The sequence below is a fragment of the Streptomyces sp. NPDC088246 genome (genome assembly GCF_044741025.1).
In the GTDB taxonomy this organism is placed as follows: domain Bacteria; phylum Actinomycetota; class Actinomycetes; order Streptomycetales; family Streptomycetaceae; genus Streptomyces.
Map to the genome: position 1 here is coordinate 12,141 of NZ_JBIURV010000016.1, position 16,656 is coordinate 28,796.

Annotated in this window: 11 protein-coding genes; 8 read left to right on the forward strand and 3 right to left on the reverse strand. The window is 69.3% G+C overall.

All coding sequences use genetic code 11. The features are described 5' to 3' along the window. Window positions 1-45: 45 nt before the first annotated feature. Entirely contained in the window at window positions 46-675 is a 630-nt protein-coding gene (locus ACIPEK_RS22245) for an alpha-ketoglutarate-dependent dioxygenase AlkB (protein ID WP_401998692.1), read from the forward strand. Between the two features lie 349 nt (window positions 676-1,024). Next, window positions 1,025-1,792: an SDR family NAD(P)-dependent oxidoreductase gene (locus ACIPEK_RS22250; RefSeq protein WP_383079743.1), complete on the forward strand. Its 768-nt coding sequence runs from the start codon at window positions 1,025-1,027 to the stop codon at window positions 1,790-1,792. Between the two features lie 328 nt (window positions 1,793-2,120). Here ACIPEK_RS22250 and ACIPEK_RS22255 read toward each other — a convergent pair whose 3' ends face one another. After that, window positions 2,121-2,687 carry a YcxB family protein gene (locus ACIPEK_RS22255; protein WP_401998694.1) on the reverse strand — a complete coding sequence of 189 codons (567 nt, stop codon included), beginning with the start codon at window positions 2,685-2,687 and terminating at the stop codon, window positions 2,121-2,123. Between the two features lie 41 nt (window positions 2,688-2,728). Further along, window positions 2,729-3,127 carry a hypothetical protein gene (locus ACIPEK_RS22260; protein WP_401998696.1) on the reverse strand — a complete coding sequence of 133 codons (399 nt, stop codon included), beginning with the start codon at window positions 3,125-3,127 and terminating at the stop codon, window positions 2,729-2,731. Between the two features lie 504 nt (window positions 3,128-3,631). Between ACIPEK_RS22260 and ACIPEK_RS22265 the strand changes: the two genes are divergently transcribed. The 6 genes from ACIPEK_RS22265 to ACIPEK_RS22290 all read left to right on the forward strand — a co-directional run bounded on the left by ACIPEK_RS22265 (window position 3,632) and on the right by ACIPEK_RS22290 (window position 15,514). After that, a complete protein-coding gene (locus ACIPEK_RS22265) occupies window positions 3,632-4,588 on the forward strand; it encodes an NAD(P)-dependent oxidoreductase (protein WP_401998699.1) in 957 nt (318 codons plus the stop codon). Window positions 4,589-5,353: 765 nt separating this feature from the next. After that, the gene (locus ACIPEK_RS22270) at window positions 5,354-5,917 is read left to right on the forward strand and encodes a hypothetical protein (protein ID WP_401998702.1); all 564 of its coding nucleotides are present in this window, start codon (window positions 5,354-5,356) and stop codon (window positions 5,915-5,917) included. Between the two features lie 95 nt (window positions 5,918-6,012). Next, a complete protein-coding gene (locus tag ACIPEK_RS22275) occupies window positions 6,013-10,605 on the forward strand; it encodes an HAD-IC family P-type ATPase (RefSeq protein ID WP_401998704.1) in 4,593 nt (1,530 codons plus the stop codon). Between the two features lie 376 nt (window positions 10,606-10,981). Next, complete coding sequence (locus tag ACIPEK_RS22280) at window positions 10,982-12,643, forward strand: NAD-dependent malic enzyme (protein WP_401998707.1); 1,662 nt, start codon at window positions 10,982-10,984, stop codon at window positions 12,641-12,643. Then, the gene (fumC, locus tag ACIPEK_RS22285) at window positions 12,640-14,106 is read left to right on the forward strand and encodes a class II fumarate hydratase (protein ID WP_401998710.1); all 1,467 of its coding nucleotides are present in this window, start codon (window positions 12,640-12,642) and stop codon (window positions 14,104-14,106) included. Before ACIPEK_RS22280 ends, fumC begins: the two co-directional genes overlap by 4 nt. Before the next feature lie 772 nt (window positions 14,107-14,878). Further along, entirely contained in the window at window positions 14,879-15,514 is a 636-nt protein-coding gene (locus tag ACIPEK_RS22290) for a DUF1345 domain-containing protein (RefSeq protein WP_401998713.1), read from the forward strand. A gap of 153 nt (window positions 15,515-15,667) precedes the next feature. On the opposite strand, the gene ACIPEK_RS22295 is transcribed toward ACIPEK_RS22290, so the two are convergent. Further along, window positions 15,668-16,471, reverse strand: a complete 804-nt coding sequence (locus ACIPEK_RS22295) for a hypothetical protein (RefSeq protein WP_401998716.1) — start codon at window positions 16,469-16,471, stop codon at window positions 15,668-15,670. Between the last annotated feature and the right edge of the window lie 185 nt (window positions 16,472-16,656).

A 16,656-nucleotide genomic window follows, 5' to 3' on the forward strand; every position in this document is an offset into this window, starting at 1 on the left:
CATTCCTCATAGCTCAAATGTTCGAATGCGAGGTACGCTGCATGCATGGCATCGCACCAGCTCCAGGGGTCCCTGTTCGATCAGAGCGACGACGTGCGTCTAAGCCCACTGCACGGCCTCCGCAGAACAGAGCTCGGCGACGGCGCCTGGATCGACCTCCTGCCGGGCTGGCTGAGTGGCGCCGACGCCCTGTTCGAACAGCTGGCCACGAACGTTCCCTGGAAGGCCGAGCGCCGGCAGATGTACGAGCGGGTCGTGGACGTCCCGCGCCTGCTCGCCTTCTACCGCGCCGGCGAACCGCTGCCGCACCCCGTCCTCGAGGAGGCACGACAGGCACTCTCCGCGTACTACGCCCCCGAGCTCGGTGAACCCTTCACGACGGCAGGCCTGTGCCACTACCGCGACGGGCGCGACAGCGTGGCCTGGCACGGCGACCGCGTCGGCCGCGGGGCCCACGAGGACACGATGGTCGCCATCCTCTCCGTGGGAGCGCCCCGCGACCTGCTGCTGCGCCCGCGCCGCGGCGGCGACGTCGTCCGGCGACCACTCGGACACGGCGACCTGATCGTGATGGGCGGTTCCTGCCAGCGGACCTGGGAGCACGCCATCCCCAAGACCGCGCGGGCCGCGGGAGGACGCATCAGCATTCAGTTCCGGCCGCGTGGGGTGCAGTGACCTCCCACCTCGCAAGGGGTGTACTCGCAGGATGGACGCGCCTTCCCTTGGGCTCAGCCAGCAAAACCCCCGGTTGCGCGCCCGGGGCGAGCTGGTGGCGGACGGCGGGTGTGCCACTCGGGGCCGGACTTTTGCTCCGAGTGGCGCCAGTGCCCGGGCCGGGGCGATTCTGGTGCTTACGGCCCGGTGGTGAACGAGTACGCGCCCACCGTGACGAGGATGACCACGGCAGTCCTCCACTGCGTATGCGCGGTGAAGAATTCATCTGCTGCCGTGAGTTCCGGGACCCATACGCCGCGTCATGCGCATTCTGCATGACCGCCGGATTGCCGTGGACGGGAGAAGACCGATGAGCGGAAAGCTGACTGGCAGGAAGGCCCTGGTCACCGGTGGCGCACGAGGGATCGGTGCGGCTGTGGCCCGCAGGCTCGCCTCTGACGGAGCCGACGTGGCGATCAACTACCGGAGCAGCGGTGATGCGGCCGAAGCGCTCGCCGCCGAGATCACCGCCGACGGCCGCCGCGTGGTTGCGATCAAGGCGGACCTCAGCGATCCGGACGAGATCCGTCGGCTGGCCGATCAGGCCGCCGAGGCTCTCGGCGGACTCGACATTCTCGCCAGCAACGCCGGAATTGAGCACTTCGGCAAGCTGGACGACGTCACCCCCACCGACTTCGACCGCGTCTTCGCCATCAACACACGAGCCCAGTTCTTCGCGGTACAGAACGCGGTACGGCATATGAGCGAAGGAGGGAGGATCGTACTGACGTCATCGCAGAGTGCCCACAAGGCGGTTTTCTACCACGCCCTCTATGCGTCGAGTAAGGCCGCCGTCGAATGCATCGCGCTCAACCTCAGCGCCGAACTCGGCCGGCGCGGCATCACCATCAACGCCATCGCGCCCGGGGGGACCGTCACTGACATGTCCGCTCACGCGGCTTCCCACTACGTCCATCCCGACGTCGACACTGAATTCCACACCCTCATTCGCACCGCCAGTTCGCTCGGACGGATGGCCCAGCCCTCCGAAATCGCCGCAGTCGTCTCGTTCCTGGTGTCGGACGATGCCTCGTTCATCACCGGCAGAACCATCCAGGCCGACGGCGGCTGGTTCTGACCCAACAAAAGGCAGGGTCGTGCGATGGAGCATTACTGAGGTTGAACTCGCGGTGTCGTGAGGGCTGACGGCTGGTCGTCTGCTGCGGTATCACCAGGGGCATGCGGTATCCACAAGGGGCGTTCCGACCGCCGCACGCCAGCAGTTCCGCGAGTGGTTACGGCTCCAGCTGGCGGAGCGGTTCGCCCAGAGCGAGGCGAGCGCGGTGATCGCCAAGGACCTGCGGGTGAGCGTCCGTTCGGTGCAGCGGTGGCGGCAGACGTGGAAAGCCATGCGGCAGCGGATGCAGCCGGACCGACCAGCCGGCGCTGGGTGCCTTTCAGGTTCGTCACACGCGAGTGGTGTGCTGGTCCAGGATGGCCCGCAGCCGGTTGAGGTCCTCGGCCTCATGCACGCCCCGCTTGGGCAGGACATCGAGACACATGATGTTGGGGTCCCGGCTCAGCAGGACGAAGTGACCTGCCGTCTCCCGGTAGCCCTGGAAGACGGACCACTTCTGGATCAACGTGCTGTGGTCGCTGCGGCAGGTGATCCCGGCCGGAGACACGGTGGCGCGGTACTCGCCCTGCCATCCGGTGATCCGCTGCACATGGGCGGCCTGTAGCCGCGGGTACCCCCACACCACCAGGACGACGAACAAGAACAGAACCGTCGAGACCGCGTCGATACTCCCGCGGCCCACGGCGGAGACCAGCCAGTGCCCTACCCACAGTGCGAGGAACACGCCCCGCAGCAGTAGCCCGGTCCGCTTGATCCGCTCGCGGACCCGCAGGCCGACCAGTGTGTCGGCAGACTGGGGCCGGTACACCAACTGGACCACGGCCTGCTCGTCCACGACATCGTCAGAGGTTTCCGCGCTGTTGATGGTGCCCTCGGTGCTACGGCCCTCGGCCATGATCCCTCCCCGGTACCAAGACCTGCGGATCCTACCGAACCTCAGTGCCGGGGCGGACGGCCGCCGTGGCGGGGCCGGCGGCGATCGAGTACGCCGCGCAGCCTGTCGGTGTCGCCCCTGCCTATGGCGCGCTTCGGCAGATAGTGCACGACGAGCAGGTACGGCGGAGGCGTCGGCAGGACGAATCCGGCGGCGGTCTGCATGTGCCCGCCGAGGCTCCGCCGGCCCCGGCGCGTCTCCATGTGTGCGCCCGCGAAGCGCACAGCGTCGCCGGAGTCACCGACGGTCACGATTCGGGGCCCCGGCGGGGCACCCATCTCGGCATGCCGCGCGGCCAAGACGCCCGTCCCGACGACGAGGCCGAACAGGCTGCCGAGGAAGGCGATTCCCGCGGCCAGAACGTTGTCGGCGAGCAGCCACACCGTCACCGCGAAGAGCACCGGCGGCAGCAGTCCTTGCAGCCGGCCCTTGATCCCCCGTACCCGCCCGGTGCGTGGAACGCGTCGGACCAGTCCGGCTGCTGCCCCAGCTCGTATCTCAGCTCCACGACGGCGCCCGCCGCCACTCCCCGCCTCTCTGTCACGGCCCCTCTCCGGTGCTGCTCGGTGACGAGCCGTGACCGTAGCGGGCGAGCCGGCCTCAGCCCAGGTCGAGGACCGTCAGCCCATATGACACCGCGAGTTCAACCTCGGTAGGTGATTGGAGGCCATCACGGAGTCTTGCCAGGCCTCTTCCCACCACCGCAGCCGTCACCCGCACATGAACGAGGCGCTGAGCGCTGTAGTCGGCAGGCGACACGCTTTCGATCACCGCCGTGCCGGCAGGGCGGAGGTACTCATGCAAGCGCATGCTGAGACCGTCGCCTCTCAGTTGTATGCCGCCGTCCGGCCGGTGAGCCGTGGGGCCGCACCACTTGAGCCGTCTTCCAGGATTGAGGTAGAGGAATGGCGTATGTCGCCCAGGACCGCCCGCGTATCGGCTGGATCGGTGCCGGCCGCATGGGCTCCCAACTCGCCGCCCGGCTGCTGGACGCCGGGCACGACGTGGCCGTCTACAACAGGACCCGGTCCAAGGCCGAACCGCTGACGGAGAAGGGAGCGACGATCGTCTCCCGGCCGGCCGATCTGGCCGACCGGGATGTCGTCTTCACCATGGTCTCCGCCTCGCCCGACCTGGAGGCGGTCACCACGGGCCCGGGCGGTGTGCTGACCTCGCCGGATGCCGCTCCGGGGGTGCTGATCGACAGCTCGACGGTGTCCCCCCAGATGTCCGCGCTGATCCGGAGCGAATCCGCCAACCGTGGGACCGACTTCCTGGCCGCCCCGGTGAGTGGGAACCCGAAGGTGATCGCTGCAGGGAAGCTGACGGTCGCGGTCTCCGGCTCGCACGAGGTGTTCGGCCAGGTCGAGCCGTTGCTGGCACTCCTCGGGCGTGGGGTGACCTACGTGGGCAAGGACGACGTCGCCCGTCTCGTCAAGATCGCGCACAACGTCTTTCTGGGTGTCGTGACCCAGTCGCTCGCCGAGATCACGGTCCTCGCAGAGAAGGGCGGTGTCAGCCGTGCCGCCTTTCTGGAATTCCTCAACGACTCCGTGATGGGCTCGGTCTACACCCGCTACAAGTCGCCCGCGCTGGTCAACCTGGACTTCACACCGACGTTCACCATGCCGCTGCTGCGCAAGGACCTCGACCTGGGGCTGTCCGCAGCCCGCGAACTGGAGGTCCCGATGCCGCTCGCCGCCGCCACCGCTCAGCTGGTGGCGGGTGCCATCGGGGCAGGGCGCGTCGAGGAGGACTTCGCTGCCCTGATCCTTGAGCAGGCCAGGAACTCCGGCATCACGCTGACCCCCCCAGAACGTGCACGTGGACGACGGTCTGTCACCGCAGGCATGACCTGCTGACCGACATCACGGGTGAGGTCCGTGCCGCTGAGGAGTGCCTGCCGGGTGAACCGGATGGCGTACGGCAGGGCGGCCCGGGTGAGTGCGTTCGCGCCGGAAGCGCGGGCTGCGGCTCCGATGACGGGCTCCGCGCATGCGACGGCGCGCCGAAGGGCGGCAGGGGTCCGCAACCGGCTCGTGTACCGCAGGGCCGGGCGGAGCAGGTCCGTGGCGGGAGGGCCGGGGAGGGGCAGGGTCAGGGTCCGGTCCTCGGCGCCAGGGCGCGGCCAGGTCAGTTCGATGTGCATGAAACGGCCTCCAGCGGAGGTAGGGGGCTTGCTGCCGGCCCGGCCGGTCGGGCGGAGAACAGTGTGTGGCGGGTCAGTCGACGAGCGCAGGGGCCGCGGTCAGGTGGTGTCGGCGTCGGTGGGCGAAGGTTCGGGGAAGTCGGCTCTGGGCTGGGATGAGCGCTCGTGCCCTCATCTCCTCGCGGCCAGGACACACGCGGCTGTCGGTCAGCGATCCGCAACGACCCGCTGTCGGGGCCGGACAGCTGGCCTTCTCGGAATTGCCGCAGCCGGGAAGGCCCTTGGCGTTGAGGACGCCGCCTGTTACCTCACTTGGCGGTAGGTAGGTATGTCCAGGCTTGCCGGATGTGCGCGATCTTGTCAAGGTTACTGAAACGTGAGAGGCGTCACGGCCACGTGCCGCCCGTCACCCCTGCCCCACGGAGAGAGAGCGACCATGACTGACAGTTCCCATGTGTCTGGCTCAGGGGACACAAAGGTGCAGCATCCCGTTCAGGAGACACTGGCGCACCCCGTGCAGAGGGTGACGACAGCAGTCGAGAGGGTCCCCGGGGCGGATCGGGTCAAGGGGATCGTCGACGGTGTTCTGGACTCCGTCGGGATCGTCTCGCCGCATGCACGGCGTGTCGCGGCGTACACCGGTGCCGGACTGCTCGGCGTAGCCGGTGTGGTCGAGTGGCCCGTGGCCATGGCGGGCGCCGCGGTGGTGTGGCTCACGCAGCCGCGTCCGAAGGATGTCGCGACGTCCCCTGCTGCCGGCGAGGCCCGCACCGAAGGATTGCAGGCGAAGCGGGCCGGCAGGCCGGCCAAGGCGCAGACCACCGCGAAGTCGGCGAAGACCCGCTCGGCCAAAGCATCGACCACATCGAAAACGGCAAAGAAACGTCCGGCCAAGTCATCGACGGCCTCCGGGACGGCGAAGACCCGCCCCGCCAAGTCATCGACCGCCTCCGGGACGGCGAAGGCCCGCGCGTCCAAGCGCGCAGCCACGAGCGCCACGGGTACCACGCGCGCCAAGGCACATGGGCGCAAGAAGCCCTGAGGTCGTCTCCCATCCGCTGTCACGACCGTTCCGTGCCGGCGCCTGTTATGACCGTTCCGCCCCGGCCGCGTGCGGCAAGCCCGCGAAGGTGAGACATGCTGCTCCGCTTCCTGACCGGGCTGCCCGCCGTGGCCCTCCAGAGTGCCTTGGCTGTGCCGGTCGAGGCGACCCGCCGGATCGCCACGCCGACCGCAGATGCGGCGCGGTTGGCCGCTGAGCTTGTGAACGCCGGTGCACGCGGCGCGGTGGACGGGGCGGCAGCGGTGTCGGCGACCGCGCTGCGGGTCGGCAGGGTCGCCCGCAACGCGATGACCCCTCAGGTCGGTTACTGGCGCGCCGGAACCCGGATGCACATCGCACTGGAGCACCACCCGGACGCGTCCGTTCGAACCGTGGAACGACTCGAGGCCGCCGCCAGAAAGGTGGCCGTCGAGCTGGCCGAGCACCCCGACGTGCTGATCGCCTACTGGGACGGCGGCCTGGGGCGGCTGGTCGTGCAGACCACCGACGACGCGGTCGGCGAGAGGGTGGTGGACCAGGTGTCCGAACTGGCCGCCGAACACGGGCTGGTGCACGTCGGCGATCAGACGCTGGAACACGTGCACCCGGGCGCCGCCGGGGGCGTGCGTGCCAACGCTGTGGCCCTGGCGTGCGACGCGGCGGGCATCGGAGTCGCATTCGCCGCACGGGCGGCCTTCGTCAAGCGCGCGCCGGAGGCCATGGTGGCCGCGGTCGTCGTGATGCGTGAGGACTCGCGGGTACGCGTGGTGCTGAGCCGTGCGCTGGGCCCGGACGCAGCCGATCTGGTGCTGGCCGCGGCCCATGCGGCCGTCTGCGGGATCGGGCAGTCGCCGAGTCCGCTGCTCCTCGACGCGGCACTGCGGACCGCCCAGTTGGTGGAATCGCTGGCTCAGCTCGCGACGTTCGACGCCGTACACGACACGCTGTGCGCCCCTGACCGGCTGACCGTAGCCGGCACCGACGTCGTACGTCCGCCGCTGCGTCCGTGCCCGGGCGAGGAATATGCCGCCGCCGCGGTCAACGGGATGCTGGGCGGCGCCGCCACCACGCTCCTGTTCACCCGCAGCCTCGACGAGGCGGCCGAGACCGTACTCGCCGGTTCGCCCAAGGCGGCACGTTACGGCCCGGCGGCCTTCACCGCGGCTCTCGGCAGTGCCCTGGCACGCGAGGACGTGCTGGTCCGCGACCCCGAGCGGCTGCGCCAACTGGAGCTCGTGGACACCGTGGTCCTGCACCCCGAAGCATTACGCAGCACCCGGCGCACTGTGCTCGAGGTCCACCCCAGCACGACCGACTGGGATCACCACCGGTTGTGGCAGGAAGCCACCGCGGCCCTGAGCGCGCCCGAGGACGCGGCAACGCCGTCCGAGGAGTCATGCATCGGCCTTCGCCCAGTGCCCGATGAGAAGGCGCCGGACGCGGGACTGATGATCGCGTCGGTTCGCGGAACGGACGTCGGCACCGTCCTGGTCGGCTGGGAGGTCGACCCCATGGCCGAAGCCGCGCTGAACGCGGCGCGCCGAGCCGGCCTGCACGTCGTGGTGGTGGACGACCACTCGCTCGGCGAGTTCGGGACCCTGGCCGATCAACTCGTATCTGCCGAAATCCCGTTGGCCGAGGTGGTGGCTGCCCTGCAGAACGAGGGCCGAACGGTCCTTACGGTGGCGCGCGTCCCACACGACCGGGCGGCAGCCGCACGGGAGTTGACCGCCGCCGCCCATGACGTACTCGACGGACTGCTCCGCAGTGACATCGCCGTCGCAGTCACCGACGAGCGCAGCGCCATCGTCTGGGGCGCCGACCTTCTGCCCTTGCGCGGACTGGAGGGCGTGTGGCGGCTGCTGTCCGCCGTACCCACAGCGCGGGCGGTCAGCCGGCGTGCCAAGTTCTGCGCCGAGGCGGGCGCCACGCTCTCCGAGCTCCTGGTACTCACCCAGGGGGCTCGGTCGCAGCGGGTTCCCTTCCCCGTCGAAGTGCGGCTCAGCCCCGTCACTATCGCCACTGCCGCGGCCCTGGTCATGGGCTGGTGCGCCGCACTCGGAGTAGCCGTCGGTACGACCCCCCACCCCAGGCCGCGGGTGCCCTGGCACGCCCTGCAGCCCGAGCAGGTCATGGTCCGGCTGGCGAGGGCATCACGCGCCGCGCCCACCGCCCTGACGGTGGTACGGGCCCGGGTCGGCCACATCGCGGGTACCGCTGCCACGCACCCGGCCTTCGCGCCTGCACGGGTGAGCGCACGTCTGGCCGGCGCCGTGTGGGCGGAACTGGACGACCCGTTCACCCCGGTCCTGGTGGTCGGTGCCACGGCGCAGGCACTGCTGGGGTCCGCGGTGGACGCATTCCTGGTCATCGCCGCCGTGGCGGTGAACGCCGTGGTCGGCGGGGTACAGCGATTGCGCGCGGAGCAGGCGCTGTCCGCACTGGTGACCGGGCAGCGGCGAACCGCCCGGCGACTCGCTCACCCGTCAGCAGGGGAGGCATCCGTCGTCGAGGCCGTGCGGCTGAAGCCCGGCGAGGTGATCGAGCTGCGCACCAACGATGTGGTGCCGGCCGACGCGCGGCTGCTGGAGGTCAGTGGCTTCGAGGTGGACGAGTCCTCGCTGACGGGCGAGTCACTGCCCACCCGCAAGCAAGTGGCCGCTGTACCGCAGGCGTCCGTCGCCGACCGCAGCTGCATGGTGTTCGAAGGCACCACGGTGGTGGCCGGCCACGCCCGGGCAGTGGTGGTGGGCACGGGTGACCAGACCGAGGCCGGCCGCGCGGCCTCCCTCGCCGCCCGGGTCCCCACCTCGGCGGGGGTTCAGGCACGACTGCACCGGCTGACCCGCCGGGTGCTGCCCCTCACCCTCGTCGGCGGCGCCGCGGTGGCCGGCCTGTCCATGCTGCGCGGCCGCCCGGTGCGTACGGCCCTCCAGGGCGGACTGGCAGTCGCAGTGGCCGCCGTGCCCGAGGGCATGCCTCTCGTGGCGACCGTCGCGCAGATGGCCGCCGCACGGCGGCTGAGCAAGCTCGGCGTTCTGGTACGCACGCCACGCAGCCTGGAAGCGCTCGGACGCGTGGACACCTTCTGCTTCGACAAGACCGGGACCCTCACCGAGAACCGTTTGCGGGTCGTCCGCCTGATCGACGGCACAGGTGTTGAGCACCCGGCCGACGCCGTCGAGGCGGAACACATCCTGCGCATTGCCGCCCGGGCCTGCCCCCGCGTTGCCGAGCAGCCGGGCGTCCATGCCCATGCCACCGACGAGGCGGTCCTGGCAACGGCCCCGTCCGAGGCTGGGTGGACCACCGTGCAGGCCCAGCCCTTCGAGGCGAGCCGGGGTTATGCCGCCGCCGCCGGAAGAGACGCGGACGGTGCGAACATGCTGGTCGTCAAGGGCGCGCCGGAAGTCGTGCTGCCCTGCTGCCCGGATACGGATCCGGCAGCCGTCGAAGAGGCACACTCCCTCGCCGGCCAGGGCCTGCGGCTCCTGGCCGTCGCCCAGCGCCGTCTCGCGACGGACGACGAGGCGAGGGAGGCACTGGACAAGCCCCTCGAACTGCTGGAGCTCATCGGGTTCGTGGCACTGGCCGACACCCCCCGCGCCAGCTCCGCACCGCTCGTGGCCGGTCTCGGAGAGGTCGGTGTACGACCCGTCATGCTCACCGGCGACCACCCACAGACCGCCCGCTCCGTGGCAGTCGCCCTGGGCTGGCCCCCGGATGTCACGGTCGTCACCGGTAACGAGTTGGCTTCACTGGACCGGGCGGGACGGGCCCGCCTGCTCCGGGACTGCGGCGTCGTGGCTCGCGTCGCACCCGAGCAGAAGCTCCAGGTCGTCGAGGCACTCCGGGAGGCGGGTCGCGTCGTCGGCATGGTCGGCGACGGCGCCAACGACGCCGCCGCCATCCGCGCCGCCGATGTCGGGGTCGGTATCGCCGCGCGCGGATCGGCGGCCGCACGCAACGCCGCAGACCTCGTGATCACCAACGACGAACTGTCGGTTCTCATCGACGCCATCGGCGAAGGCCGAGCCCTTTGGCGCAGCGTGGCCGATGCGATCAGCATCCTGCTCGGTGGCAACGCCGGCGAGGTCGGCTTCTCCGTACTCGGCACACTGCTGTCCGGCACGTCGCCGCTGTCGACACGTCAGCTGCTGCTGGTCAACCTGCTCACCGACATGTTCCCGGCGATGGCGGTCGCGGTTACCCCCCAGGACCCGGAACCTGCCGGTGAGTCCACCGCAGCCGACGCCGTACCCGTGGGCCTCGCCGTCCTCGGGCAACCGCTGACACGCCAGATCCGCCATCGTGGCCTGATCACCGGTATCGGTGCGGCCATCGCATGGCTCATCGGCACCCTCACTCCCGGCTCAGCGCGACGCACCAGCACCATGGCCCTGTGCGGTGTGGTCGGTGCCCAACTCACGCAGACCGTCGTCGGCCGCCGCCACAGCCCGTTGGTCCTGACCACAGTCCTCGGCACCGCCGCCGTGCTCATCGCCCTGGTCCAGACACCCGTCGTCAGCCACTTCTTCGGGTGCACGCCGCTGGGCCCACTGGCATGGACCGGAGTGGCAGTCGCCGTCGGCATCGCCTCCCTCGGACCCCACGTACTGCCACAGGCCGAACAGCTGCTGGCCGACCTCACGTCACGACTGCGCCCTGTGGTCCGGCTCGTCCGCTGACGCCCCGTATGAACAACGGTCACATGCCCGAGCTCGGCCGGCTTTCGGGGCTCCCTCAACCGCGTCGCCGAAGGCCTGGCCCCATTCTCCGGAGGTCTGGGTCAGGACGATCGAGCCCTTCCCGTCGTTTCGAGATCAGTTGGAGGACCAGGTTGGCCTCGCCGCGGTCGAACGGGGGTATCCCACTTCTGCTCGATAGAGCCGGCACCGGGTTTGGGCGCCGGACGTAGGGCCCCGCCGCCGCTGGTCGCGCGAAAGCGCAAGATTGAAGGGGCGGAGGCAGTGCGGCCTTCCGCGGTAGCGACGCTTGGGCAGCGGGTCGAAAATGGGGGAGCGGGCCCGCAACCGGTGGAGTCATGCCCATGGAGGAGTGCCCATGCCCATATATATGCCCCCCGTCCTGTCGGAGCCGCTGGCCGATCACGGTAGCGCTTTCACGGCCGAGGAGCGGGAGCGCCTCGGGCTGGTGGGCCGGCTGCCCGACGCCGTGCTCACCCTCGACCAGCAGGCAGTCCGTGCTTACGAGCAGTTGCAGCAGGAGCCGACCGCGCTGGCGAAGTTCATCAACCTCGAGCAGTTGCACGACCGCAATGAGGTGTTGTACTACCGGCTGCTGCAAGATCACCTCGCCGAGCTGCTGCCGATCGTCTACGACCCGACCGTGGGAGAGGCGATCAAGCGGTACAGCCACGAGTACCGGCGCCCGCGTGGGGTTTTCTTGTCCATCGACCGGCCGCAGGATGTGCGCTGCTCGTTCGAGGCACTTCAGCTTCACCGGGACGAGGTCGACCTGGTGGTGGTCACCGACGCCGAGGAGATTCTGGGCATCGGCGACTGGGGAGTGCAAGGCATCCAGATCTCGGTGGGCAAGCTCGCCGTTTACACTGCCGCGGCCGGCCTGCAGCCGGCCCGTTGTCTGCCGGTGGTCATGGATGTCGGCACCGACAATGAGAACCTGTTGAACGATCCCCTCTATCTGGGCGTGCGCCACAGCCGGGTACGCGGGGAGCAGTACGACGCGTTCATCAAGAGTTACTTGGAGACCGTCTCGGATCTGTATCCGAACGCGCTGCTGCATTTCGAGGACTTCGGGCCGGGCAATGCCCGCCGCATCCTCGAAACGTACGGGGAGCGCTATCGGATGTTCAACGACGACATGCAGGGCACCGGGGCGATCACCCTTGCTGCCGCGGTGTCGGCCTTGAAGATCACCGGCGAGCCCTTCCGCGACCAGCGTGTCGTGGTGTTCGGCGCCGGTACGGCCGGGGTGGGCATTGCCGACCAGCTGCGTGATGCGATGGTCCGTGACGGACTGGACCCCGAGGAGGCCACCTGTCGGGTATGGCTGGTCGACAAGCAGGGGCTGTTGGTCGAAGGGATGCCGGACCTGCGCGACTATCAGGCACCCTACGCCCGCCCCGCCGCGGAGGTGCAGGGATGGGCGGACGGGAAGATCGACCTGACGGCGACCGTCCGGCACGTCCATCCGACCATGCTGATCGGCACCTCGACCTCGCCGGGCGCCTTCGACAAGGAGGTCGTCACCGCGATGGCCGAGCACGTCGACCGGCCGGTCATCTTCCCGCTGTCCAACCCCACGGAGAAGATCGAGGCCATGCCGGCCGACCTGCTGGCCTGGACCGACGGCAAGGTCCTGACGGCGACGGGCATCCCGGTCGACCCCGTCGAATACGACGGAGTACGCCATGTCATCGGTCAGGCCAACAACGCGTTGCTCTACCCCGGCCTGGGTCTGGGCACCGTCGTTGCCGGGGCGGCACGGCTCACCGCCGGGATGCTGCTCGCTGCCGCGGAGGCGGTTGCCGGGCAGGTCGACGCCAGGGCCCCCGGCGCGCCGCTGCTGCCGCCGGTGGCGAACCTGCGCGCTTCCTCGGCGACGGTAGCGGTGGCGGTAGTCCGGGCGGCCGTCCAGGACAAGGTCGCCACCCGTCAGCCGGCCGATCTGGTCCAGGCCGTGCAGGACGCCATGTGGCAGCCGGTCTATGCACCGCTGTCCGAGAAGGAGGCGTTGCAATGACCTCCGGGCACCAGCACGCCGCCGTCGAGCAGCCACCGAAGGTGCGGGCCGTCCCGATCGGCATCGACGCCACCGGCACCCGCCGCGAAACGGACTCGATGGGAGCCATCGAGGTGCCCGCCGATCGGTACTGGGGTGCCCAGACGCAGCGGTCCCTGATCCACTTCTCCATCGGGGACGACCGCATGCCCAAGGCCGTCTACCACGCCTACGGCTACGTCAAGAAGGCCGCCGCGCTCGTCAACGGGCGCGAGGACCGCCTGCCCGGCTGGAAGGCCGACCTGATCGCCCGTGTCGCCGACGAGGTGATCTCCGGCGCCCTGGACGACCACTTCCCGCTGTACGTGTGGCAGACCGGGTCCGGCACGCAGAGCAACATGAACGTCAACGAGGTCATCAGTAACCGGGCTGTCCAGCTGGTCGGCGGCACGCTGGGGTCCAAGACGCCGGTCCACCCCAACGACCACGTCAACATGGGCCAGTCTTCCAACGACACCTTCCCCACCGCGATGCACATCGCTGCCGTCCGCCAGGTCCACGAGCACCTGCTACCGAAGGTGAGGGACCTTCAACATGCTGTGGACGCCAAGTCCCAAGCGTGGTGGGACATCGTCAAGATCGGGCGTACTCACTTGGAGGACGCCGTCCCGCTGTCCGTAGGCCAGGAGTGGTCCGGCTACGCCGCCCAGATCTCCGACGCCATCGACCGCATCGAGGCCACCCTGCCGGGCCTGTACGAGCTGGCCGTCGGGGGGACCGCGGTCGGCACCGGTCTCAACGCCCCCGAGGGTTTCGGCGCCCAGGTGGCACAGGAGATCGCACAGCTGACCGACTATCCGTTCCGCACGGCCTCCAACTCCTTTGCTGCCCAAGGCAGTCTGGATGCCATGGTGGCGGCCTCCGCCGGACTGAGGGCGCTCGCCGTGCCGCTGATGAAGATAGCCAACGACATACGCTGGCTGGCCTCCGGCCCTCGCTGCGGCGTCGGTGAACTCGCCCTTCCTGCCAATGAGCCGGGCAGCTCCATCATGCCCGGCAAGGTCAACCCGACCCAGTGCGAGGCGATGGTCATGGTCTGCATCCAAGTCCTGGCCGAGGACGGCGCCGTCGCGTTCGCCGGCACCCAGGGCAACTTCGAACTCAACGCCATGCGGCCCGTCATCATCAACAACTTCCTGCACTCCGCTCGCATTCTCGGTGACGCCGGCGAGAAGTTGCGCACCTACTGCATCGAAGGCACCGAAGTGAATCGCCCGCAGATCGACGACTACGTCTCCCGCTCCCTGATGCTCGTCACCGGGCTCTCGCCGGTGATCGGGTACGACAAGGCCAGCCAGATCGCACACAAGGCGGACGACGAGGGGACCACGCTGCGCGAAGCCGCCCTCGCCACCGGCTACATCACCGCAGATGACTTCGACCGCATCGTCGACCCCGAGAAGATGGTCAACCTCAAGCATTGAGAGGCGCTGAGCAGCGCTCTCGGGATCGTTATCGGGCTGGGCTGTGCGCTTTTGGTGGTCCATGACCACGCCGCAGTCCGGGCAGAGCGCGCCTTGGCCGCATGCACGGAGGCGTCCGAGCGCGCGGAGCATGCGTTGGACGACCACTCGGAGCCGTCATTCCCGATCGTCCGGACGCACCTGGCAGCAGCCGTGGTGGAGTTGCGTGAGGCCGACGACGCCGCGGCGGGCATTGGCGCTCAAGAGTCTCAACCCTTCCACCATTCGGGCATGAGGTGACGAGATGACATTTCCGGGCAGGCTATGCCCGTTGATCAATGCACGCCACCCGACTCTCGCGGCCGCTGCCGCACCTGTGACGGGGCGCGTTGTTCCGCACGCCGGAATCCCGGCCCGGTGAGGTGTGATGCGGCCTGAGGAGATCCTCCGCAAGGGTGCGTCGTCGTATTGTCGGGCTGCGCCCTGGTTCACACGCGGATACTCTGGCCCCGTCCTGTCTATCCACTGTGCTCCTCATTGTTCGACGGGAGTCGCATGGCCGTGGCCCAGCCCGTCGTCACAGCCGCCCTCGAGGACGGCTGTGTTCCTGGTGGCCACGGTGACCCCCGTCGGTGAGGCCACCGTGAGGGAGGGGCTCCAGGAACTGGCAGGTCTGACTTGCTCGGTGGCTTTCCGTTCCCCCGACGACTGCCGGTGCCGAGCCTGCCCGCCGAGTCGCGCGACCAGCCTGAGACCCTTCACCGAGTTATCGAGGCGGTCGATCTTGAGGCCCATGAACCACTGGTTGGCACTTTCCGCCGTTCCTCGACTGGCCGGCTCGGTGGTCGTCGGCGCGGTGATCGGCGCAGTCGTCGGTGTACTGACCAACACACCGCTTGGAATTCTCGCCGGAATCGCCGTGGCGGAGACGATCTTCGTCGTGGCAGGCTGGATCGTCCTGTGGCCCATGGACGCCGCCACCACCCATCACAACGTCCGACGCGAGGAGTTCCGGCCCGTCACCGAAGAACTCGTCATCGTCGCGGCCGCCCTGTGCGGACTGGTCGGCATCGTGGCGCTGCTCCTGGTCGGCGACTCGGAGCTGAGCCACGCCGCGGCCGCGACGGCACTCTGTGGCGTGTTCATGGCCTGGGCGGCACTCCACCTGATGTACGCCGCCCGCTACGCGTTCCTTTATTACCTGACACCCGAAGGCGGGATCGACTTCAATTCCAACGACCCGCCGCAGTACAGCGACTTCCTCTACTTCAGTTACAACCTCGGAATGACCTATCAGGTCTCCGACACCGACGTCTCCAGTTCCACGATTCGCGCGGTCGCCCTCCGGCACTGCCTGCTGTCCTATGTCTTCGGCGCCAGCATCCTGGCCACCACCATCAACCTTGTCGTCGGAATCGTCACGCGCTGATGTGAGGGTGGCCCCGTTCGGTCATGCCGGGACCGCGACCCGAGCCGATGCGCGGCGAGAGACACGGCACAGACATCGAAGCCGGCGTCGAGGCACTTGGGCGCATGCCGGGCCGGGCGTCCAACGCGGTGCGCTGATCAGAGCTGATCGGCACTACTGCCGCGGGATCTCGACCTCGGCGCGGATCGCCCGCATGATCGGGGCGACATCCACGGCGGTGAAGCCGAGCTTGGTGCTGGTGCCGTCGGCCTTTGAGACGAGGGTGATGCCGGCGGCGGTGGTCGGGGTGAACCAGGAGCACGTGGAGACCGCTGTGGCGAGCATGTCGGTCCGGACCAGGACGGTGTTGCAGATCGCCCGGCCGCCGTGCGGGCCGGGCTTGGCATCGATGGCGCTGGTGGTGGTCCGGTCACCGGCGCCATCGTCGTTGACCGCCGGGAGCTGGTAGAGGATGTCGTGCAGATGGTCGGGGTCGAAGCCGCTGCCGGTGACCCCGGTGTAGAAGATCCACGCGCCGTCCGCCCGGTCGTCGTAGTAGGCGTGTACCGGTGTGCCGGACACGCCGAGACGCGCGGCGTTCTGCCGGGTATCGGTGTTGAACCTCTGCACCATGTCCGCCGGTGGCCGGCCCTGCGGATAGCCGGCCGCGACCTGCGGGGCGCCGAGTACCCACGAGGTGCCGCCGTCAGAGGCCCCGCCCCCGGACGCGCTCCCGATTGCGGCCGGGTCAGAGGCACCGCCCTGAGTGGTGGTACCGCCGCTCCCTGCTGTTGCCGGGTCAGCGGCACCGCTCTGAGCTGCGGATACGACAGGGCCGTTGGCCGAGCCGGTGGAAGGGCCGCAGGCCGACACCAGGGGCAGCCCCAGCAGGGCGCAGACCACGGCGAGCGCGACAGTGGACTGACCGGGACGCGGGGCGGACGACGTTCGGACGCGCTTTGGAACGGAACTGGCCACGTGCGGCCTCCTTGTGAACGGGACATGACCGGGCTTCGGGCATGCCTGTGCCAGGGCGGGTGCCGGCCGAAGCCCTCGGGGTGTTGGCAAGTCTGGCAGCTGCACGGCCGCGAGGCAGCCCCGTTGCACAGCGGTGCTTACCCCCCCTCGACAGGAGAACTGGCGGTGCGTCGGTACAGTCCGTG